Origin of the sequence: Xanthobacter sp. 91 (assembly GCF_000702385.1) — a bacterium.
GTDB lineage: Bacteria > Pseudomonadota > Alphaproteobacteria > Rhizobiales > Xanthobacteraceae > Xanthobacter > Xanthobacter aminoxidans.
Genome location: NZ_JNIB01000001.1, coordinates 2,894,262 through 2,915,563, shown reverse-complemented (window position 1 = coordinate 2,915,563; position 21,302 = coordinate 2,894,262). Strand labels below are relative to the sequence as shown.

Genomic DNA, 21,302 nt, shown 5'->3' with positions numbered 1-21,302 from the left:
AGCAAGGTTCGCGGCGCGCAGTGGCACTCTACAACCGCCACGCTTCTTGGAAAGGCGACGGCGCGGGCTCAGCGGTATTTAGAGAGCGTTAATCTTAACGTCGGCGCTGGTTTCGCAATTCGCGACGACCGGCGCCCTTCCCCCTACCGGTAATTCACCCAGAACACGCCCACGCTCGGGTTGGCGGCGCGGATGGCGGGATCGTTCGAGGTGTAGACCTTGGGGCCGGAAACGCGCGCCTGCGCGCCGTCCGAGGCTCCGGCCGAAAGCGCCAGCTGCGCCCCGAGCACGCAGCCGCCGCCCAGATTGCCCAGCCGGCCGCCGCGCCAGTCGGCCACCACGCCGCCGGCATTGCCGCCGAAGCCCTGGATGCGGAACGGCTTGCCGTTGGCCCGTTCAAGGTCTGCGAGGCTGGTGCCGATGCCGATGCCGTTCACGGTCCAGGCCGAGCTTTCGGTGAAGGCCACCCGGCGCGGGGCGGCCATGTTGGCCGGGTCCTTCCAGGCGATCTCCAGGCTCAGGGCGGGATCGTTGGGCAGGAGGATGATGCCCGGCGCGGTGCTGCCGTCCGGCGACATGATGTTGCCGGTGATGACGTTCGCCTGCCCGAAGTCGGCGGCGATGTTGATGGCGGTGGTGTTGGGCGCGAAGGGGCCCGTGCATTCGAACTGGCGCGGCCCGGCGGTGGGCTTGGGGACGGAGACCACCGTCTCCGAATAGTCGCCGAAGGCGTCCGTCTGCTTCACCACGCCGGTGCCCCAGCTATCCGGATTGCCCTGGCAGGCGGCGAGGGCGAGGCTCGCGGCGAGGGCCGCGAGGGACAGGGCAGAGACGCGGGAAAAGACCATGGGAACCTGCGGCGCCGGACGGGAGGGGGCGCGCCTTGCGCTGAGAGGCCGCGGAAACGGCCGGGCAGCACGCCGGTGAACGCCTTTCTTAGCCGCTCCCCTTTCGGCCCGCCAGCCCCCGGGACGGTAGCCGGCCCCGCGACCGTCATAGGCAATTCACGGCTCGCGCTCTTTCTGTCACGCTGGAGCGTGGGGGAAGGCCATGAACGAGATGCGGGACCTGCGCGGGTTCGACCACAAGCGCTCGGTGCAGGATTATATCGACGAGACCCCGATCTGGCGCGACGGCACGCGGGTGGCGGCCACCCCCATGACCGCCATGCAGTGGCGCATCTGGTGGCTGGCCGCTGCGGGCAAGTTCTTCGAGGGCCTCGTGGTGTTCATGACGGGCGTGACGCTGCCCCTCATGTCCCGCGAATTCGGCATGGACGCCTTCCAGCACGGCCTTGTCGGCGCGGCGAGCCTCGCCGGCATCCTCTTCGGCGCGCTGCTGCTGGGTGGCCTCGCCGACCAGTTCGGCCGCAAGCTCATGTTCGTGGCGGAGATGGTGATCTTCATCATCTTCCTCGCGCTGCTGGCGGTCAGCCCCTCCTTCGGCTGGACCGTGGTGTTCCTGTTCGGCATCGGCATCGCGCTCGGCTGCGACTATCCCACCGCCCATCTCGTGATCTCCGAGAGCATCCCCTCCGTGGCGCGCGGGCGGCTGGTGCTCAGCGCCTTCGGCTTCCAGGCGGTGGGGGCGCTCACGGGCACCCTGCTGGGCTATCTCGTCCTGTCCAACATCGAGGCCGTCTCCGCCTGGCGCCTCATGTATGCGGCGGCCATCCTGCCCGCCGTGGCGGTGGCGGTGGCCCGGCTGTTCGTGCCGGAAAGCGCGAGCTGGCTGCTCGCCCACGGCCGCGTGGAGGAGGCCCAGCAGGCGGCGCAGCGCCTGCTCGCCCGCTCGCCGCAATATCCGAAATCCATCGCGCTCAGCCATCGCCACCACGGCCATGCCGGAGGGGCAGCGCACGATCAGGGCCACGATCGCACCCCGGCCGCCCTGTTCAGGACTCCGCACAACCGGCGCGCGACCGTCCTCGCCGCGGTGCCCTGGTTCCTGCAGGACCTGTCCACCTACGGCATCGGCATCTTCACGCCGACCATCCTCGCAGCCGCCTTCGGCCATCAGGCGGATGTCGGGCGCAATTTGAGCGATCTCGTCTCGGCGGACCTGCTCGCCTCGGAGGGGGCGGCGCTGATCGACCTGCTGCTGCTCGTGGGCATCGGCGCGGCGGTGGCGCTGTCCGACCGCATCGGCCGCATCCCGCTGCAGATCGCCGGCTTCGTCGGCTGCGCGGCGGGCCTGCTGGTGGCCGCGCTCTCCACCTATTACAGCGGCGACCGCGCCGTCACGATGGTGGTCATCGGCTTCATGCTGTTCAACTTCATGACCAATCTCGGCCCCAACGCGCAGACCTACCTGATCGCCGGCGAGGTCTTCCCCACCCGCATCCGCGGCATGGGGGCTGGCTTCGCCGCGGCCTTCGCCAAGATCGGGGCGGTGCTCACCGCCTTCCTGTTCCCGATCCTGCTGGCGGACCTCGGCACACGCACGCTGCTGTTCGTGCTGATCGCCGCCTCGCTGCTTGGCGCGGTCGTGACCTGGCACTACCGCATCGAGACGCGCGGGCGCAGCCTGGACGATATCGGGGTTTGATTATTCCGCCGGTTCGGGAACGGGCACGCCCCACCACGCATCGATGGAAGCCGGCACCGCCGGGCGCAGCTCGGCGAGGTCGCCGGCGAAGCCCGCCCATTCGGCGGTGATGCTGGGCGAGACCGAGGTGAGGACGCACAGCTCGGCCGCCACCGCCGCATGGAAGGCAGAGGTGAGGCCGCGGCCCTCGGCCTCCTGCCGGCCGAACTTGGAGAGCACCACCACCGTGTCGGACAGGTCGCCGCCCTCGGCGAGGCGATCGGCGATGGCCCGCTCCACCCCCGCCGAGGCGGCGGCGAGGCCCGCCGGATCGAGGCTGCACCCGGCCGCGCCGGGGCCGAGGTCCTGATGCAGGCGGTTGGTCTCGCCGGAGACGAGATCGAGCAGCAGTACGTCCTCATGGGCGCAGCCGGGGGTGAGGTGCTCCACCACGCCGAGCACGCGCACGCCCTGCGCGGCAAGCCGCCGCGCCGCTTCCGCCAGCAAGGACTGGATCGCTTCCCGGTCGCCGCCCTGAAGGGCGAGGATCATCGGCCGTTCGTCCCCCGTCATTCCGAACATCCGTCCTCTGCGCCGTTGCCGGCCGATCCGCCCGTCGCCCCCGACAGCCGAAGCTGTATCGTGAATACCATAACACGCAGGGGCTCCGGCGGGCGAGACCCCTCTTCCCTACCACGCCACCGTCCCGTCCCATCCCTGCCACAGATTCGGCCTAGAGGCGGCACGCTTCCCTGTCTGCGGAGATGCTCCCGCCGTGATTCGCCCGCTCGTGCTGCCCCTCGTCCTCCTCACTGCCGCAACGGCCGCTCCGGCGCTCGCCGGTCCCGGCCGGCACGACGACATGATGCTCCATGTGGACCCCGGCACCCGCATCGAGCAGCGCTGCAACGCCCGCGCCATGGGCGAGATCGGGCGCGAGCACAAGGACATGCGGCCGGAAGAGGTGGTGGCCTATGCCTTCGCCGATCCCAAGCTCGGCGACTTCCGGCACGGCGACGCCGCCATCTCCGCCCCCGGCGCGGCCATCCGCAGCCGGCAGCACTGGTATCACCTCTCCTATCGCTGCAAGACCAGCCCGGACGGCATGGATGTGGTAGCCTTCAGCTACACCTTGGGCGCCGAGGTGCCGCGGCACGACTGGGACGCCCACAGCCTCGTGCCCTGACCCGCCTTCCCAGATCCCAAGCCGCCCGATCCCAGCCCCCCGATCCGAGAACATGCGATGACCGCCGATCCAGAGACCGAGGCCGAGGCTCCCGCCGCAACGCCCGCCCGCAGGCGCCACATCCGCAAGGCGGCCGTGGGGGCCGGGGCAGTCGGCGCGGGCACCGTGGGTGCGGGATCTCTGGGCGCCGGGTCCATCGGCGCCATCGCCATCGGCGCGCTGGCTTTCGGGGCGCTCGCGGTGGGCGCCGTCGCCATCGGCCGCCTCGCCATCGGCCGCGCCCGCATCCGCCGGCTGGAGATCGACGAACTGGTCATCGGGCGCATCAGCCGGCGCGGGTAGCCGCCATGCCCCGGCTCGTCCGGGGCATCCACTGCGCCCCTCGCCGGGTGCCAAAAAGCAAAGCGCCAGCCCGGCCGCTCCGTGGACCCTCCGGACAAGCCGGAGGGTGACGGTTCATTTTAGACCACCTCATCCGACCCCTATTTGCAACCAGAGGGCGACTCTCTAACATTCAAAAATTGTTTAGTGGGAGCGACGCACTTGAGCGAGCCACTGCCAGATCAGAAAGCCCTAAGATCGGAAGCGATTGAGGAATACAAACTTCTTTTCCAGAGATGGGACGACATCGACCGAAGAGCACTAACCATGAAGGGCTGGAGCACGGCAGGCTTCGCACTTGTTGCAGCAATATCAAATAAGCAAAATTTACTCTCAATAACATTTCTAATTATTCTTTTCTTGTCGATATGGGCTATGGAGGGAATTTGGAAATCTTGGCAGCACTCATTCGAACCAAGAATTCATTATATTGAAAAATATCTCAAAAATGGAGGAGACTTTTATCCGTTTCAGGTAACGGAGTTTTGGAAGGCACAATATCAGCCAGACGGAATAAGCCGAACAAATTTCCGCCTCATGCTCCTAGAAATGATTCGATTCCCGTGCATGCTACCATATGTCGTTTTCATATTATATTTTGTTTGTGCTTTATTATATTCATATATGCACTATCAAATTCTCGAAATACCGCAATAGCCCTTAAAATCAGATCCACCGAATCACCCCTTCCGCCTGCCACCCTTGCGATAGCCCTTGGTGCCGGGATCGGGCCGCGGGCCGGGGCGGAAGGTGTCTTCGGCCAGCGGCACCACGCGGTCGGAGCCGGGGCCCATGTCGTCGAGGGACGGCTTGTGGGCGCGCGTGGATAGAGGCGCGGCCAGCGGCGTCTCGGCGGGAGTGCGGGCGGCCTTCGGCGTGGCCGCGCCCGGCGGGATGTAGGGCGCCTGCGCCTCCCCCATGCCCTCATCATCGGCGGCCGCGCCGCGCCCCTTGGCTGAGGGCTTCCCCCGGCCGCGCGGCAAGAGGCGCCCGGCCTCCTCCTTCGGCGGCAGGTTTGCCGCCTTGCCGTATTTGCGCGCCCCCTTATAGCCGCCGGTGCGGTCGTCCACCGCCTCCTGCCGCGCCAGCGGATCGTCGGAGACGGCCAGCTCCGTGGCCTCCAGCCGGCGGATCTCGTCGCGCAGGCGGGCGGCGGTCTCGAAATCGAGATCGGCGGCGGCGGCGCGCATGCGCTTTTCCAGGTCCGCCATGACCGCCTTGAGATTGTGCCCGAAGGCCGCCCCCTCCTCCGCGAGGCCCGCATCCACCTGCACGTGGTCGCGCTCGTAGACGGAATTGAGGATGTCGCCGATGGCCTTCTTCACGCTCTCGGGCGTGATGCCGTGCTCGGTGTTGTAGGCCACCTGCTTCTCGCGGCGGCGGGAGGTCTCCGCCATGGCCCGCTCCATGGAGCCGGTGATGTGGTCGGCATAGAGCACCACCCGGCCGTCCACGTTGCGCGCGGCGCGGCCGATGGTCTGCACCAGCGAGGTTTCGGACCTGAGGAAGCCTTCCTTGTCCGCATCGAGGATGGCGACGAGGCCGCACTCGGGAATGTCGAGGCCCTCGCGCAGCAGGTTGATGCCGATGAGCACGTCGAACGCCCCGAGGCGCAGATCGCGGATGATCTCGATGCGCTCGATGGTGTCGATGTCCGAGTGCATGTAGCGCACGCGGATGCCGTTCTCGTGCAGATATTCGGTGAGGTCCTCCGCCATGCGCTTGGTCAGCACGGTGACGAGGGTGCGATAGCCCTTGGCCGCCACCGCCCGCACCTCGCCGAGGAGGTCGTCCACCTGCGTGCGCGCCGGGCGCACCTCCACCGGTGGGTCGATGAGGCCGGTGGGGCGGATGACCTGCTCCACGAACACGCCGCCGGTCTGGTTCATCTCCCATGAGCCGGGGGTGGCGGAGACGTGGACCGTCTGCGGCCGCATGGCCTCCCACTCCTCGAAGCGGAGCGGGCGGTTGTCCATGCAGCTCGGCAGGCGGAAACCGTATTCCGCCAGCGTCGCCTTGCGGCGGAAGTCGCCGCGATACATGGCGCCGATCTGCGGCACGGTCACGTGGCTCTCATCGATGAAGACGAGGGCGTTGTCGGGCACGTATTCGAACAGGGTGGGCGGCGGCTCGCCCGGCTTGCGGCCGGTGAGCCAGCGCGAATAGTTCTCGATGCCGGCACAGGAGCCGGTGGCCTCCATCATCTCCAGATCGTAGCGGGTGCGCTGCTCCAGCCGCTGGGCCTCCAGCAGGCGGCCCATCTTGTACAGCTCGTCAAGCCGCATCTTCAGCTCGGCCTTGATGCCGGAGATGGCCTGGATCAGCGTCGGGCGCGGGGTGACATAGTGCGAGGCGGCGTAGACGCGCACGCTCTTCATGTCGCCGCTCTTCTGGCCGGTGAGCGGATCGAACTCGGCGATGCTCTCCACCTCGTCGCCGAACAGGGAGACGCGCCACGCGCGGTCCTCATAGTGGGCGGGGAAGATCTCCACGCTGTCGCCGCGCACCCGGAAGGTGCCGCGGGCGAAGTCCGACTGGATGCGCTTGTATTGCAGGGCCACGAGATCGGCGATCAGGCCGCGCTGGTCGATGCGCTCGCCCACCTTGATGTCGAAGGTCATGGCCGAATAGGTCTCGACCGAGCCGATGCCGTAGATGCACGACACCGAGGCGACGATGATCACGTCGTCCCGCTCCAGCAGCGCGCGGGTCGCCGCATGGCGCATGCGGTCGATCTGCTCGTTGATGGAGGATTCCTTCTCGATGTACGTATCCGTCCGGGGCACGTAGGCCTCTGGCTGGTAGTAATCGTAGTAGGAGACGAAATATTCCACCGCATTGTCGGGGAAGAAGCTCTTGAACTCCCCGTAGAGCTGCGCCGCGAGCGTCTTGTTGGGCGCCAGCACGATGGCCGGGCGCTGCAACTGCTCGATCACCTTGGCCATGGTGAAGGTCTTGCCCGAGCCGGTGACGCCCAGCAGCACCTGGTCGCGGTCCCCCGCCTCCGCCTGCGCGCACAGCTCCTTGATGGCCTGCGGCTGGTCGCCGGCGGGCTGGAAGTCGCTCTTCATGGTGAAGGCGACGCCGCCTTCCGACTTCTCAGGCCGCGGCGGACGGTGCGGCACCCAGGTCTGGCCGTTCACCTCCGGCCGCCCGGTCTCGATCAGCCGCGACAGCGCCTGCACCGTGGCCGAAGCCCCGGCCGATTCGAAGTCGAGCGAAAGCGCCCCCGGCTCCAGCCCGAGGGATTTCGCAACGGCGGGATCAAGCGCCTGCTGGGGCGCCGGCTCGAAATGACGCTGGGAGCGCTCACCGAGCTTTCCGGGACGGGATGCTTTGGCCATGGGGGGAATATGGGGGCGATCACCGACCATGAAAAGGCGGTACCGACAGCCGAAGTGCCGGCTCCGCAGCACTGGACTCCTGATGCAAAAAAGACACGCTATGATAGAATGATTAATAAACAACTACTTTTAATTGCAGACGCCACCCACCCCACCATCATGGGTGGAGGGGGAGGCAATCATGCAGATGAAATTCGGGCGTCGGGGCACCACAATTCTGATGTTCGTCACGGGCTTCGCCCTGACGGGATGCGAATCACTGCCAGCCGGGATGCGGGCACCCATGCGCCCCACAACCCTCGTCGACTACAACCTGCGACTGTCCTACGTGGACCAGCAGAATGGGCGTACCGTCACTGCGCTACCTGCCGCGTCGGCCGCCGGTGAAACTGCCACGCCGCAGCCGTCGGCCTTTTCCGGCCGTTACGTGCCGCTGATCGATTGGGATATCCTTGACTTCGCCCAGCGCAGCACAGCCAACCGTGATTTCGTCCAGGACGCGCTGATGCAGCGGTCGGACGTGCTGTGCGAAGCTTTTATCGACGATCTCTATGTCCGCGTATCGCACCGCAAGCTCTTCCTCGGCGAAATCGCGATGGTCGCCTCCACCGTTGGCGCATTTGCTGGCGGACAAGCGGCGCAGGCGCTCAATCTCGTCTCCGCTCTGGCCCAAGGCACCGACACGCTCAGCGACAGCACGTTGATGCAGAACCAATTGGTTTCGCTGATCGCCAACCAGATTCAGGCCAATCGCACCCGCATTCGCGACCAGATCATCGCCAATCGCAAAACCGCGACACTGGCGGACTATTCGGTCGCCCTCGCGCTACGTGATGCACAGTCATACCATCAGGCCTGCTCTTTCATGTCCGGCGTGACCAGCCTCGCCGTAACCTCCAACAAGCCTGACGCGCAGGCCGCCAACGCTGCCTCGGTGACGCCGCAGGCCAAGGCGGCTGAAAAGCTAAAATAGGCGAGGCCCACCGCCGCGCATTCCGTGCTAGACGGCGGATCGGTTCAGATCCGCCGGAACACTGCCTTATGCCCCCCCTGACGAACCTTCTGCCCCCCCAAATCCTGCCCATCGTCATGCTCGTGGCCTCGAACGTCTTCATGACGTTCGCCTGGTACGGCCACCTCAAGCACAAGTCGGCGCCGCTCGTTCTCGCCATCATCGCGAGCTGGGGCATCGCCTTTTTTGAATATTGCCTCGCCGTGCCGGCCAACCGCTTCGGCTCCGAGGTCTATTCCACGGCCCAGCTCAAGACGATGCAGGAGGTCATCACCCTCATCGTCTTCGCCGGCTTCTCGGTGCTCTATCTGAAGGAGCCGCTGGGCTGGAACCACCTCGTCGGCTTCGCCTTCATCTCGGCCGGCGCCTTCTTCATCTTCCACAAGTTCTGAGCAACGCGGCGCGGCATCGGCGCCGCGCGTTCAGCCCGCGCGGCGCCTGACCGACGGCAAAGCCGAGAACCGCTCAGGCCAGCGCGCGGCGCACCAGCGCCTCGACGGCGTTCACGGGCTGCTTCAGCCAGCCGTATTCGGCCGGGATCACCGCCTCGGCCAGCTGGTCGGCGAAGCGCTCCACGTGGCGGCGCGGGTCGGCCCGGAACTGGGGCTGGGCCATGAAGAACTGCACCGACACCGTGGAGCACGGGTGCTTGGAGGCGGCCGAGAGATAGAGCGGCACCTTCTTGGGCGGCCACCAGAATTTTCCGAAGCGCCGGTCCGCGTGATAGTGCTCGAACAGGCGCGGATAGCCGTGGTGGTTCAGCGCGCGGCCGGTGACGGCATAATTGTTGGTGTAGATCACCCGCTTCAGCGGCCGCAGCTCGATCAGCGGGACGGTCTGGGATTCCTCGTAGGTGGTCAGCTGCGGGCCGACCAGGATCGAGCCCCACCAGATGCCGTTGAGCGGGCGCGGGCAGGCCTTGTCCAGTTCCTCGAACAGGCCGGGGGAGAGCCAGTCGTCGTCATCCACGAAGGCGATGAGATCATCGCTCGCGCGCTTGGTCTCGCGCAGCACCTCGTGGGAGATCACCTCGGCGCCCCGCACGGCGGCGAAGCTCGCGCGGGAGAGCTTGGCGATCTCGTCGCGGAAGCTGCGGTAATCCACCTTCAGGTTGCCATCCCACAGCGCCATGAAATCCACGAGCAAATTCTCGTCGATGTGGTGGCGGCGCAGGAAGCGGCGGGTGTCGTCGTCGGTCAGGGCGAGCCAGTCGGGACTGTAGCGCACCGCGACGATGCGTTTGCCCATCGTCAACTCCGGACGGTCGTCTTCAAAAAAGCAGCGCCGTTTCCGGCACCGGGAGGGCGGGCCGCCAGCCGCCGCGGTCGTCTTATCAAGCTGAAGCCAAGCGCGCCAGTTCGGCGGCCATGGCGTTGTGCCGCGCCACCGTGGCGGCAAGGTCGATGGTGAGGAGCCGCCCGTCGCGCACCACCACCCGCCCGTTGATGACGCTGAGGGAGACATCCTGCGACTGGCAGAAGATGAGTGCCGCCACCGGATCGTGCAGCGCCCCTGCGTAAGCGAGGCGCGACATGTCGAAGGCAATGAAATCCGCCGCCATGCCCGGCACCAGCGCGCCGATGTCGTCACGCCCGAGCACCCGGGCGCCGCCCAGCGTCGCCATTTCCAGCGCCGTGCGCGCGCTCATGGCATCGGGACCATGGGCGACCCGCTGCAGCAGCATGGCCTGCCGCGCCTCCCCCAGAATGTGGCCGCTGTCGTTGGAGGCGGAGCCGTCCACCCCGAGCCCCACCCGGATGCCCTCGGCGAGGAAGCGCTTCACCGGCGCGATGCCCGAGGCGAGGCGCATGTTGGAGCACGGGCAATGGGCGATGCCCGTCCCGGTCTTGGCAAACAGGGCGATGCCGTCGTCGTCCAGCTTCACGCAGTGGGCGTGCCAGACATCCGGCCCCACCCAGCCGAGCGAGCGCACATATTCGGTGGGCCCCATGCCGAAGGTCTTCTCGGAGAAGGCGACGTCGCTGTCGTTCTCGGCGAGGTGGGTGTGGAGCGTCAGGTTGTTGTCGCGGCCGAGCTTCAGCGTCTCCAGCATGAAGTCACGGCTCACCGTGAAAGGCGAGCAGGGCGCGAGCACGATGCGCAGCATGGAGTAGCGGGCGGGGTCATGATAGGCGCCGATCAGCCGCTCGGTGTCCTTCATCACGAAGCCCTCGTCCTCCACCACCCGGTCGGGCGGCAGGCCGCCCTTGCTCTCGCCAATGGTCATGGCGCCCCGCGCCGCATGGAAACGCATGCCGATGCGCCGCGCCGCGCGGATGGAATCATCGAGCCGCGCGCCGTTGGGGTAGATGTAGAGATGGTCCGAGGAGGTGGTGCAGCCGGAGAGGATCAGCTCCGCCATGGCGGTTTCCGTCGCCGCCTCCACCATCTCGCCGGTGAGGCCCGCCCACAGCGGATAGAGCGCGCGCAGCCAGGTGAAGAGTTCGCCATCCTGCGCCGCGGGCACCGCCCGGGTCAGGCTCTGCACCATGTGATGGTGGGTGTTCACCATGCCCGGCATCACCACATGGCCGGAGAGGTCGATCACCTCGTCGGCGCTCGCCGGCAGGTCCTGCGGCCGGCCCAGGGCGACGATGCGGCCATCCTCCACATAGAGCCCGCCGCCCGCGATCTCCCGCCGTTCGCCGTCCATGGTCACGAGCACGAGGGCGTTGCGGGCGAGCAGGGTCGAGGCCATGGGAACTCCGGGTCGGACGCCGCGCGGCTGCGGCGGTCCGATCTTAGGGAGCTTCAGGGGAGGAGGGAATCCGCTCAGCGCCCGGCCGGCACCACGCGCAGGATCTCGCCCGTGCTCTCGGCGGCGAGCCAGAGCGCGCCGTCCGGCCCCATGCGCACGTCGCGGATGCGCTTGCCCAGCGGCAGGCGCTCCTCGCCGATGACGGCGCCGTCGCGCACCTTCACCATCACCAGCGCCTGACCCGCCAGCGCGCCGACGAAGAGCTGGCCGCGCCAGCCCGGCAGCGCATCGCCGGTGTAGAAGGCGGCGCCGGACGGGGCGATGGAGGGGTCCCAGTAGAACAGGGGCTGCTCCATGCCCTCCTTGGCGGTGCCGACGCCGATCTGGGCACCGGAATAGTGCCGGCCATAGCCGATCACCGGCCAGCCGTAATTCTCGCCCGCCTCCGGCCGGTTCACCTCGTCGCCACCGCGCGGGCCATGTTCGACGGTCCACAGCGCGCCGGTGCCCGGCTCGATGGCCGCGGCCTGCACATTGCGGTGGCCATAGCTCCAGATCTCAGGCCGGGCGCCGACCCTTTCGACGAAGGGATTATCGGCCGGAATTGAGCCGTCGGGCGCGATGCGGACGACCTTGCCCAGGGTCGTGGAGAGGTCCTGCGCCTTGTCCATGTAGTTGAACCGCTCACCGAGGGTGACGAACAGCATGCCATCGGGCGCGAACACGAGGCGGGAGCCGAAATGGTTGCCGCCGGAGACCGCCGGCTGCTGGCGGAAGATCACGTCCAGGTCGGTCAGGCGTGTGAGGTCTTCGGAGAGCCTGCCGCGGGCGACGGCGGTGGCGGCGCCTTCCGGGCGCGGCTCGGCATAGCTGAGATAGATCAGGCGGTTCTGCGCGAATTTGGGGTCCAGCACCACATCCAGCAGGCCGCCCTGCCCACGCGCGGCTACCTGCGGCACGCCGGAGACGGGGGCGCCCACCTTGCCCGTCGCATCGATGGGGCGCAGCCGGCCGTCGCGCTCGGTGACAAGGAGGCGGCCATCGGGGAGGAAGGCGATGCTCCAGGGCGTGTCGAGGCCGCTGGCGAAGGGCACGACGCGCACCTGCGCGCCGCCGAGCCGGGCCTCCACGGGCTGGGCGAACGCGTAGGTCGCGACCGCAAGGAGAATGAGGAGAAGGATAGAGCCGAGCGCCGCACCGCCTGTGCCGCGCCGCCGCTTCGTGCGCGGCCCGGCCGCACGCTGCGCCTCGGGCAGCGCGTCGTTCAGCGGCGAAGGCGTATGCCGCGCGGCCGGATCAACGAGACCGCGCACGCGCGCGGGTTTCAATGCGCGACGTCGCAAAACGCCGCGCCGCAAGGGCCGACAGGAGAACCGCGCCGCCGACCACGCCGAGCGACAGGAGGAAACCGGAGGATTCCTTGACGCCACCGGCGATCAGATCCCCCGCCATGGCCGCATGACCGCCGAGCACCAGCGCCACGGCGCCGATGGCGACCATGAGGGCAAAGGTGAGAACCGCCTGGGCCAGCGCGTCGCCCTCCTTGTGGGCGCGCACCGCACGGGCCAGCAGCTCGGGATCCGCCGGCGACTGGCGCACGGCCCGGCGGGTGAGGGAAAAGTGCCCTGCTTCCATGTAACCGCCGACGTCACAACGTCCGGACATGATGGTCTCGCTCATTGGGGCAGCCTCCTCATCCCCTGATCCGCGCGCTCTCCAGCAACGTGAAAAGGGGCGAATCAGTTCCGCCGACATAAGGCAGGGTGGAAAAGAATCGTGGCGCGACGGCGGCTTAGCCTTCACGGATGATGGCAAGATGATGTCGATCGCTCACGGACGCGCGAGCCGTCCCCGCTGTTTTGGCGCGCCATTGCGTCGCTCAGGATGGCGTCGCTCAGGATCGCGTCGCTCAGGCGTGCGCCGGGTCGGCCGCCGCGTTTCCGGGCCGCCAGTCCATGTCCACATGCCCCGGCTCCGCCGCCACGCGGGCGAGCCAGTCGCGCACGGCAGGGAAAGCGGCGAGGGAGAAGTCGCCCTCCTCCGCCACATGGGTGTGGGCGAACAAAGCGATGTCGGCGATGGTGAGCCCATCGCCAACGAAATAGCGGCGGGCGGACAGGTGCCGCTCCATCACCTTGAGCGCCGCATAGCCCTCCTCCATCCAGCGATCCACGTCGTGGGCGCGCAACTCACGCCCACCGCGCACCTGCCGCAGCCAGAAGCGGGCTGTGGCGATGCCCGGCTCGTGGCTGTTCTGCTCGAAGAACATCCAGCGCAGCACCTCGGCGCGGGCGAAGGCGTCGGCGGGCAGAAGCGGCGTGCCCTCGGCGAGATAGAAGAGGATGGCGTTGGACTCGGCGAGGAAGCGCCCGTCCACATCCAGGAGCGGCACCCGCCCCTCCAGATTCATGGCGAGGAATTCCGGCGTGCGATGCTCGCCGGCGAAGATATCCACCTCCACGAGGCGGAACGGCCAGCCGAGCTTCGCCAGCATCAGGCGCGCCTTGTAGGAATTGCCCGACGACTGCGTGGAATAGAGCGTCAGCACCTCAACCGTCCTCCCCGCCCCCGAACGCCCAGCATGTGGCGGCAGGCCGGGGAGGCCGCAAGCCCCGGATCAAAGCCCGCGCGGCGCCTGAGCGTAGGTAGCGCAGAGGGCCGGTCGGCACCGCGCCCCGACCCATCAATCCGGCGTGGCGCGACATTCACGATCCTTGCTTGTTCGCGGCAAAGCTCTGAACTAGTGTCCGCCCCGCCGGCATCCGGCCGGCCCTCGACCTGTCATCGTTGCGCCCGTGCCGCGGCATCCGCTCCGCCCACGATCGCGCGTCCCGGAGCCCAAAGGCCATGAGCCTCCTTTCGTCCGCCCTCAAGCGCATCAAGCCCTCCCCCACCATCGCCATCTCCAACAAGGCGCGGGAGCTGAAAGCGTCGGGGCGGGACATCATCGCGCTCTCGGCCGGCGAGCCGGACTTCGACACCCCCGAGAACATCAAGGAAGCCGCCATCGCGGCCATCCGTCGCGGCGAGACCAAGTACACCGCCGTGGACGGCATTCCCGAGCTGAAGGCCGCCATCTGCCGCAAGTTCAAGCGCGAGAACGGGCTCGACTACAAGCCCTCGCAGGTGACTGTCGGCACCGGCGGCAAGCAGGTGCTGTTCAACGCGCTGGTCGCCACAGTCGACGCCGGTGACGAGGTCATCATCCCGGCGCCCTTCTGGGTGAGCTACCCGGACATCGTGGAATTCTGCGGCGGCACCCCGGTGCCGGCGATGACCACGCTGGAAGACAATTTCAAGCTGCGTCCCGAGGTGCTGGAAGCCGCCATCACGCCGAAGACCAAGTGGCTGATCTTCAACTCGCCCTCGAACCCCTCGGGCGCCGCCTACAGCTTCGACGAGCTGAAGGCGCTCACCGACGTGCTGGTGAAGCATCCCCACGTGTGGATCCTCACCGACGACATGTACGAGCACCTCGTCTATGACGACTTCAAGTTCGTCACCCCGGCGCAGGTGGAGCCCGCGCTCTACGACCGCACGCTGACCATGAACGGCGTCTCCAAGGCCTATTGCATGACCGGCTGGCGCATCGGCTACGCCGCCGGCCCGGAGGCGCTCATCAAGGCCATCGGGACGCTGCAGTCCCAGTCCACCTCCAACCCCTCCTCCATCGCCCAGTGGGCGGCGCTCGAGGCGCTGGACGGGCCGCAGGACTTCATCGCCGAGAACAACAAGGTGTTCAAGGAGCGCCGCGACCTCGTGGTCTCCATGCTGAACCAGACCAAGGGCCTCACCTGCCCGAAGCCGGAAGGCGCCTTCTACGTGTTCCCGTCCTGCGCCGGCACCATCGGCAAGACCACGCCCACGGGCGTGAAGATCACCAACGACGAGGTGTTCGCCACCGAGCTGCTCAATGCAGAAGGCGTCGCGGTGGTGCACGGTTCGGCCTTCGGCCTCGGCCCGGCCTTCCGCATCTCCTACGCCACGGCCACCACGGACCTCGAGGAAGCCTGCCGGCGCATCCAGCGCTTCTGCGGCTCCCTGGGCTGACCCTGCGAGAGCGAGCGGCACCCGTCGCTCGCTCTCGACCCGGCCGCCGCGCCGGCCCCGCGTCCGCCCGGCCTCCCGTGAAATTTACCTTCCGGGAGGGTGGGAATTGCAACAGCGACGGGAAAACGGAACCCTGCGCCAACTGGAGCGTTGGCGCCGCGGTGAAGTCTGGGCTAAGGCTGCGCGGTCGTCGGGCGCCGGATTCGACCCGCCCGCTTCCCACAGGAGGAACGACATCATGAAGACTGTTCTCAAGGCCGGCCTCGCTGCTGCCGCCGTGCTCGTCGCCGGCGCGCTTCCCGCTTCGGCCCAGTCCCGCGTCCAGGTGGGCACGCTGACCTGCAACATGGCGCCCAACGTGGCGTTCGTGATCGGCTCGGTCCGCGAGATGAGCTGCGCGTTCCGCCCGGCCGTCCACGGCGCCAAGCGCGGCACCTATCAGGGCACCGTGCGCCGCTTCGGCCTCGACATCGGCGTGAACGGCCGCGGCACGCTGGTGTGGGGCGTGTTCGCCCCGTCCGCCAAGGTTCCCGCCGGCGCCCTGCGCGGCACCTACGTGGGTGCGGCCGGCTCCGCCTCCATCGGCGTGGGCCTCGGCGCCAACGTCCTCGTGGGCGGCTCCCAGAACACCTTCGCGCTGCAGCCGCTGTCGCTCGAAGGCCAGACCGGGCTCAACCTCGCCCTCGGCGTGTCGGACCTCACCCTGCGCTGATTCGGCCCTGCCCGGCGGCAGGACGGCCCAAACGCCTCCTGCCGCAACGGCATCTGCCCCATCTGCAAGCCTGCCCCGCGCCCCCGGCCCAACCGGGGGCGCGAGCATTTTCAAGCCTCTGTCTCCGCCCGCTGCGCCGGATGATTCCGCGCGCGCCAAGCCACCCGGGGCGGAGATTGCACGGGACTCCCCGACGACGTACCTCTCGAGCGTCGCCATCCGGGGGATTGTCCATGCGCGCCACCATCGCCGCCGCCCTTCTTGTTGCCTCGACCGTCCTCGCCGCCGCGATTCCGGCTGCCGCCCAGCCCCTCCCGCCGGTGCAGCTTCCCCCGCCCCCGACGGGACCGCTGGTCCAGTCCGGCATGCTGGTGTGCAAGGTGGCGCCGTCCATCGGCTTCGTGCTCGGCTCCATGCGCGAGGCGGCCTGCGAATTCCGGGACAACGCGGCGCAGCCCTATGTGGTGCTGTCGCGCTACAAGGGCACCATCTCCCGCTTCGGCATCGATCTCGGCGTGCTCGCCGCCGACACCCTCGCCTGGGCCGTGTTCGCCCCCACCGCCCGGCCCAACCCGAGCGACATCGCCGGCAGCTATATCGGCGTCTCGGCGGATGCCGCCTGGACCATCGGCGCGGGCGCCAACGTGCTGCTCGGCGGCTCCAGCAACCAGATCGCCCTGCAGACCATTTCGGTGGAGGGCATGGTGGGTGCCGACGTCGCGGCCGGCATCGCCGACCTCACCCTGATTCTGCTGCCGAACTGAAGGTATTTCGCGACCCACCATAAAAGGGCCGCAGCCTTCGTGGCAGATTGAGCTTTGCCTCGGCCGGACGACATGTTCCCGCCGAGGCGCCATCCCTGTGCGGAGGGGTTCGGCATGTTCAGGTTTGTGTCTCGTTCGGTGGCGGTCGCGCTTTGCGGCGCCGGCCTCGCCGCCATGCTGGCGCCGGCCTTCGGCGGCCCGGCGATGCCCCAGGTGGCGGCCGGCTTGCTGGAATGCCGCAGCGCCTTCGCCACCGGCTACGGCTTCGGCTCCTCGCGCTCCGTGAAATGCGAATACCGGCCCTCCATGGGGGTCAATCACTATTACAGCGGCACCATGGAGCGGATCGGGCTCGACTTCGGCGTGTCCGATCAGGCCAGCATGCTGTGGGCGGTGATCGCCACCTCGCCGGCCGTGGCGCCCGGCGCGCTGGCGGGGAAATATGTCGGCATCTCCACCGGCTTCTCCCTCGGCCCGGGTTTCTCCGCCAACATGCTCGCCTCCGACGACGCCACCAAGCAGGTGACGCTGCAGCCCCTCAGCGTATCGTCCGACAGCGGCCTCAGCGTTTCCATCGCCGGCGCGACGCTGACCCTCGAGCAATCCGCCGCCGCCCCCCAGTGAGCCCACCGGAGAGGACTCACACCGGCGCATAAGACACGCCCGTGTGAGACACGCCTGTGTGACTTGCCCCTTCGTCCCCCCGCCCCGATCTTGGCGCCGCGACGGAGGACACTGAATGCTCATCAGATCAAGGCGCGGCTGGGAACTTCCCGAATCGGCGGCAACGCCGGAGGACGTCTATCTCAACCGCCGCCAGGCCATGGGTGCGGGGGCCATGCTCCTCGCCGGCCTCGGCGCCGGGACGCTCTCCAGCCCTGCCGCAGCCCAGCGCGTCGGCGACATTCCCGACCCCTCGGCCAGCCTTTACCCCGCCCCCCGCAACCCCCGCTACACACTTGAACGGCCGGTGACGCCGGAGGCGAAGTCGAGCCTCGTGAACAATTATTACGAGTTCAGCTACGGCAAGGTCGTCGGCCCCTCCATGACGCGCTTCCAGCGCCGGCCGTGGCTGGTGAAGATCGACGGGCTGGTGGAGAAGCCCCAGGAGATGGGCATCGATGACCTCTTCAAGAAAGTGAAGTTCGAGGAGCGCCTCTATCGCCACCGCTGCGTCGAGGCGTGGTCCATGGCGGTGCCGTGGACGGGCTTTCCCATGAAGGACCTCGTGGCCCTCGCGGCCCCCACCTCGGGCGCGAAATACATCAAGATGGAGACCTTCCTCGATCCCAAGGTGGCGCCCAACCAGCGGGACTTCCGCTATACGTGGCCCTACGTGGAAGGCCTGACGCTGGAAGAGGCGACCAACGAACTCGCCTTCCTCGTCACCGGTGTCTACGGCAAGCCCGCGCCCAACCAGTTCGGCGCGCCGCTCCGGCTGGTGCTGCCGTGGAAATACGGCTTCAAATCCATCAAGGGCATCGTCCGCTTCACCTTCACCGACAAGCAGCCGGTGAGCTTCTGGGAGCAGCTCCAGGGGTCCGAATACGGCTTCTGGGCCAATGTGAACCCTAAGGTGCCGCACCCGCGCTGGAGCCAGGCGAGCGAAGAGGACATCGCCACCGGCCAGCGCGTGCCGACCGAGCTCTTCAACGGCTACGGCGCGTATGTGGCCGACCTCTACAAGGGCCGCGAGACCCAGAAGATCTGGTTCTAGGGCCGGGACCTCACCATCCCTTTCGACCGTCATCCCCCGGCTTGTCCGGGGGATCCACTCAGCGGCCGGGCGGCCTATCGGGAAACAAAACATCGCTCTGTCGGCACGGTGGATGCCCCGGACAAGCCGGGGCATGACATCTCAGGTTGAAGGCTCAGCCTTTCCTTACCCCTCCACACCACCCCGCCGCTCGGGCTCGGCGAAGCCGTCCGGCGCCTCACCGGCGTCGAACGGCGTCGTCACCTCCACGAAGGTGTCGGGGTAGAAGCCGTTGAAGCGGGTGCGCAAAGAGAGGGAATAGGCCCCGATGTGGCCGATCTCGATCCAGTCGCCCGTATCCACGCTCTCCGGCAGATAGAAGGGGCGCGAGAGCACGTCCACGCTGTCGCAGGTGGCGCCGTAGATGCGGAACGGCGCCATCACGTCCGCCCGCCCCGGCCGGCGGCGGCGGGCGGGATCGGGGATGTGACGCACCGGAAGAAGGATTTTCCCCGTCCACGAATCCGACAAGGACGACCACACCCCGTCATTGATGTAGAGCCGCTGCCCCTTCTTCAGCAGCACCCGCACGATGACCGAGAAGGCGCGGGCGACGATGACCCGCCCCGGCTCCGCCACCAGGGGGATGCCGGAAAAGCCGTGCCGCTCCACCGCCCCCATCAGCCCGCCGACAATCTCGCCCAGCGGCGGCATGGGCGGCACCGGCCGGCGCGGGTCTACCGCATAGGTCGCCGGAAAGCCCCCGCCCACGTCGAGCACCGAGATGGGCACCTTCGCCGCGTCGCGCACCTCGGCGGCGGTGGCGACGGCGCGGGCATAGGTGTCCACATCCTCCACCTGGCTGCCCACGTGGAAGCACAGGCCGCAGCGGATGCCGAGGCCATGGATGCGCTGGAGCAGCTCCGCCGCATGGCCCGGCGCCGCACCGAACTTGCGCGACAGCTCGTAGGCCGCCTCCCCCTTGGAGGCGATGCGCACGAACAAGGTGAGGTCTTCCGGATCGAGATCGAGCGCGCGAACGATGCGCAGGATCTTCGCCACCTCGTCCTCATGGTCGAGGGCGGTGGCGCGGATGCGGTAATGTTCCAGCGCGAGGCGGATGTCCGACTGCGCCTTCACCGGGTGCATGTAGAACAGCTCCGCCCCCGGCGCCGCGGCGCGCGCCGCCGCGAACTCGGCGGGAGAGGCGACATCGAAGGCGTTGATGCCCGCGCGCGCCAGCACGTCGAGCACCATGGGCTCGCCATTGGTCTTCACCGCATAGGCGGTCTTGCCGGGAAAGGCCTTGAGGAAGGCCGCGGCGTCCGCCGCCAGCACCTCCGGGCGGAAGCAATAGACCGGCTGGTCTGGCCGCATCTCCAGCGCCGCCTCCCGCCCGGTGGAGAAGCGCGGCAGGCCCGAAGGCACAGGTGCGCTCCGGCCGGCGGTCACGAGGTGGGGCGTCGTTTGCGGCATTCGGGGCTCCTCCCGCGAGTCGGACCCAGGCAGCTTGCCGTTCTTTTCCGGCGAGAGCACGACAGGCGCCATCGAACCGCTCGTTCATTTTCTCTTAAGGTGTTGCCGCCGCGTCCTTGACCGCGGCCGAACCCGGCCGCATCGTCCCGCCGAGGTACGCCCGGAGGGGCGGAAGGCCGAAGTGGAGACGACCATGGGTGAGCGGGCGCTGGGCGCGAAGGCCGTTGGCGAAAAGGCTGGCGGCAAGATGAAGCGCGTGCGCGCGGCCTTGGGAGCCTCCATCGGCCGGATCGCCGCGACGGCGGCCGTGGCTGCTCTTGCGTTCGCGCCCGTGTCCGTCGCCCCGGCCAAGGCGGCGAACCTGCTGGAGCTGAATTTCTGGCTCTCCGGCCCGAACTATTCCGGCGTCGTCCCGGCCTGCGACAGCCAGGAGGCGCTCGACCTCATCGCCACCCGCTTCGCCGAGACCGAGCGGCGCTTCTGGGCCTCCAGCCTCTCCATCACCGACTTCGAGAAGGTGCACGAGATCGCCTTCCGGCCGTGGGGGCAGGAATACCAGCCGCGCCGCTACTGCCGCGGCACGGTCTTCACCAACGACCTCAAGAAGCGCGTCATCTATTATTCCATCATCGAGGACGGCGGCTGGACCGGCGCCACTTGGGGCGTGGAATGGTGCGTGGTCGGGCTCGACCGCAACTACGCCTATGCTCCGTCCTGCAAGATGGCGGGTCCGTGACGCGGCCTTTGGCGCAGGCCTCTTTCGCGCAGGCCTCTTTCGCACAGGCCCTGCGGACGACCGCAGGCCGGCTCGCCGCCGGTCTCGCGCTGCTGCTGGCGCTCGCGGCTTTCGGCCCGGCGCGGGCCGAGGGCCAGCCCGGCCAGTTCGATTTCTATGTGCTCTCCTTGTCCTGGTCGCCGACCTATTGCGAGGACCAGGGCAAGCGCGCGGACAGCGAGCCGCAATGCTCGCTCACCCGCCCCTACGCCTTCGTGGTGCACGGCCTGTGGCCGCAATATGAGCGCGGCTTCCCGCAATATTGCCAGAACCCGCCGCCCTACGTGCCCAACCCGCTCGTCAATTCCATGCTGGACGTGATGCCGAGCCGGCGCCTCGTCATCTATGAATGGAAGAAGCACGGCACCTGCTCCGGCCTGTCGCCGCAGGCCTATTTCGATCAGGTGCGCGCGGCGAAGGCGAAGGTGGTCATCCCGGCAGAGTTCTCCCGCCTCGACGACTACAAGATGGTCGCGCCGCAGGAGGTGGAAAATGCCTTCCGCGCCGCCAATCCCGGCCTGGAGGCTGGCATGATCTCGGTGGACTGCGACCGGCGGCGCCTCAGGGAAGTGCGGGTGTGCCTCAGCCGCGACCTCGCCTTCCAGCCCTGCCCGGAGGTGGAGCGCCGCGCCTGCCGCCTCTCGCGCATGGTGATGCCGCCGGTGCGCGGCGGGCGCTGAGG

The 21,302-nt window shown here is 68.0% G+C and carries 22 protein-coding genes; 13 read left to right on the top strand and 9 right to left on the bottom strand.

Features of this window, described 5'->3' with window-relative positions:
* Positions 1-143: 143 nt before the first annotated feature.
* The gene (locus tag A37E_RS0113790; RefSeq protein WP_024277504.1) at positions 144-848 is read right to left on the bottom strand and encodes a hypothetical protein; all 705 of its coding nucleotides are present in this window, start codon (positions 846-848) and stop codon (positions 144-146) included.
* 202 nt (positions 849-1,050) lie between these two features.
* On the opposite strand from A37E_RS0113790, the gene A37E_RS0113785 reads away from it, so the two are divergent.
* The gene (locus A37E_RS0113785) at positions 1,051-2,547 is read left to right on the top strand and encodes an MFS transporter (protein WP_051679017.1); all 1,497 of its coding nucleotides are present in this window, start codon (positions 1,051-1,053) and stop codon (positions 2,545-2,547) included.
* Here the strand turns inward: A37E_RS0113785 and A37E_RS0113780 are convergent, their stop codons facing one another.
* Positions 2,548-3,099: a DUF2478 domain-containing protein gene (locus A37E_RS0113780; RefSeq protein ID WP_024277502.1), complete on the bottom strand. Its 552-nt coding sequence runs from the start codon at positions 3,097-3,099 to the stop codon at positions 2,548-2,550.
* A gap of 202 nt (positions 3,100-3,301) precedes the next feature.
* Between A37E_RS0113780 and A37E_RS0113775 the strand changes: the two genes are divergently transcribed.
* From A37E_RS0113775 to A37E_RS26925, 3 genes are all read left to right on the top strand, one after another.
* Positions 3,302-3,712: a DUF930 domain-containing protein gene (locus A37E_RS0113775; protein ID WP_038193104.1), complete on the top strand. Its 411-nt coding sequence runs from the start codon at positions 3,302-3,304 to the stop codon at positions 3,710-3,712.
* Between the two features lie 57 nt (positions 3,713-3,769).
* Positions 3,770-4,054, top strand: coding sequence for a hypothetical protein (locus tag A37E_RS0113770; protein WP_245279331.1), 285 nt, complete (start codon positions 3,770-3,772; stop codon positions 4,052-4,054).
* Positions 4,055-4,255: 201 nt separating this feature from the next.
* Positions 4,256-4,750, top strand: coding sequence for a hypothetical protein (locus A37E_RS26925; RefSeq protein WP_156026319.1), 495 nt, complete (start codon positions 4,256-4,258; stop codon positions 4,748-4,750).
* Between the two features lie 23 nt (positions 4,751-4,773).
* On the opposite strand, the gene uvrB is transcribed toward A37E_RS26925, so the two are convergent.
* A complete protein-coding gene (gene uvrB / locus A37E_RS0113765; protein WP_038193102.1) occupies positions 4,774-7,437 on the bottom strand; it encodes an excinuclease ABC subunit UvrB in 2,664 nt (887 codons plus the stop codon).
* A 181-nt stretch (positions 7,438-7,618) separates the two neighbouring features.
* Between uvrB and A37E_RS0113760 the strand changes: the two genes are divergently transcribed.
* Together A37E_RS0113760 and A37E_RS0113755 are read left to right on the top strand one after the other, a co-directional pair.
* Positions 7,619-8,410, top strand: coding sequence for a hypothetical protein (locus tag A37E_RS0113760; protein WP_029557122.1), 792 nt, complete (start codon positions 7,619-7,621; stop codon positions 8,408-8,410).
* 68 nt (positions 8,411-8,478) lie between these two features.
* Entirely contained in the window at positions 8,479-8,841 is a 363-nt protein-coding gene (locus tag A37E_RS0113755; RefSeq protein WP_029557121.1) for a DMT family protein, read from the top strand.
* 73 nt (positions 8,842-8,914) lie between these two features.
* Here the strand turns inward: A37E_RS0113755 and A37E_RS0113750 are convergent, their stop codons facing one another.
* From A37E_RS0113750 to A37E_RS0113730, 5 genes are all read right to left on the bottom strand, one after another.
* Positions 8,915-9,697, bottom strand: a complete 783-nt coding sequence (locus A37E_RS0113750) for a hypothetical protein (protein WP_029557120.1) — start codon at positions 9,695-9,697, stop codon at positions 8,915-8,917.
* A gap of 85 nt (positions 9,698-9,782) precedes the next feature.
* Positions 9,783-11,147, bottom strand: a complete 1,365-nt coding sequence (locus tag A37E_RS0113745; RefSeq protein ID WP_029557119.1) for an 8-oxoguanine deaminase — start codon at positions 11,145-11,147, stop codon at positions 9,783-9,785.
* 74 nt (positions 11,148-11,221) lie between these two features.
* The gene (locus A37E_RS0113740) at positions 11,222-12,460 is read right to left on the bottom strand and encodes a PQQ-dependent sugar dehydrogenase (protein WP_245279330.1); all 1,239 of its coding nucleotides are present in this window, start codon (positions 12,458-12,460) and stop codon (positions 11,222-11,224) included.
* Positions 12,444-12,827 carry a hypothetical protein gene (locus A37E_RS0113735; RefSeq protein WP_029557117.1) on the bottom strand — a complete coding sequence of 128 codons (384 nt, stop codon included), beginning with the start codon at positions 12,825-12,827 and terminating at the stop codon, positions 12,444-12,446. Before A37E_RS0113735 ends, A37E_RS0113740 begins: the two co-directional genes overlap by 17 nt.
* A gap of 229 nt (positions 12,828-13,056) precedes the next feature.
* Positions 13,057-13,695 carry a glutathione S-transferase family protein gene (locus tag A37E_RS0113730; protein ID WP_029557116.1) on the bottom strand — a complete coding sequence of 213 codons (639 nt, stop codon included), beginning with the start codon at positions 13,693-13,695 and terminating at the stop codon, positions 13,057-13,059.
* A gap of 299 nt (positions 13,696-13,994) precedes the next feature.
* Here A37E_RS0113730 and A37E_RS0113725 point away from each other — a divergent pair, with 299 nt between their 5' ends.
* The 5 genes from A37E_RS0113725 to msrP all read left to right on the top strand — a co-directional run bounded on the left by A37E_RS0113725 (position 13,995) and on the right by msrP (position 18,390).
* The gene (locus tag A37E_RS0113725; RefSeq protein WP_029557115.1) at positions 13,995-15,197 is read left to right on the top strand and encodes a pyridoxal phosphate-dependent aminotransferase; all 1,203 of its coding nucleotides are present in this window, start codon (positions 13,995-13,997) and stop codon (positions 15,195-15,197) included.
* A gap of 238 nt (positions 15,198-15,435) precedes the next feature.
* Positions 15,436-15,909, top strand: coding sequence for a DUF992 domain-containing protein (locus A37E_RS0113720; RefSeq protein WP_029557114.1), 474 nt, complete (start codon positions 15,436-15,438; stop codon positions 15,907-15,909).
* A 233-nt stretch (positions 15,910-16,142) separates the two neighbouring features.
* Positions 16,143-16,673 (top strand): DUF992 domain-containing protein, encoded by a 531-nt coding sequence (locus tag A37E_RS0113715; RefSeq protein WP_029557113.1) that lies wholly within the window; start codon positions 16,143-16,145, stop codon positions 16,671-16,673.
* A 114-nt stretch (positions 16,674-16,787) separates the two neighbouring features.
* Positions 16,788-17,297, top strand: coding sequence for a DUF992 domain-containing protein (locus tag A37E_RS0113710; RefSeq protein ID WP_197022974.1), 510 nt, complete (start codon positions 16,788-16,790; stop codon positions 17,295-17,297).
* Between the two features lie 115 nt (positions 17,298-17,412).
* Positions 17,413-18,390, top strand: coding sequence for a protein-methionine-sulfoxide reductase catalytic subunit MsrP (gene msrP, locus A37E_RS0113705; RefSeq protein ID WP_029557111.1), 978 nt, complete (start codon positions 17,413-17,415; stop codon positions 18,388-18,390).
* A gap of 165 nt (positions 18,391-18,555) precedes the next feature.
* On the opposite strand, the gene A37E_RS0113700 is transcribed toward msrP, so the two are convergent.
* Entirely contained in the window at positions 18,556-19,785 is a 1,230-nt protein-coding gene (locus A37E_RS0113700) for an alanine racemase (protein WP_029557110.1), read from the bottom strand.
* A gap of 253 nt (positions 19,786-20,038) precedes the next feature.
* Here A37E_RS0113700 and A37E_RS0113695 point away from each other — a divergent pair, with 253 nt between their 5' ends.
* Complete coding sequence (locus A37E_RS0113695) at positions 20,039-20,581, top strand: hypothetical protein (protein ID WP_245272211.1); 543 nt, start codon at positions 20,039-20,041, stop codon at positions 20,579-20,581.
* Positions 20,578-21,300: a ribonuclease T2 gene (locus tag A37E_RS0113690; protein WP_348550879.1), complete on the top strand. Its 723-nt coding sequence runs from the start codon at positions 20,578-20,580 to the stop codon at positions 21,298-21,300. The genes A37E_RS0113695 and A37E_RS0113690 overlap by 4 nt, the downstream gene beginning before the upstream one ends.
* Positions 21,301-21,302: the final 2 nt, after the last annotated feature.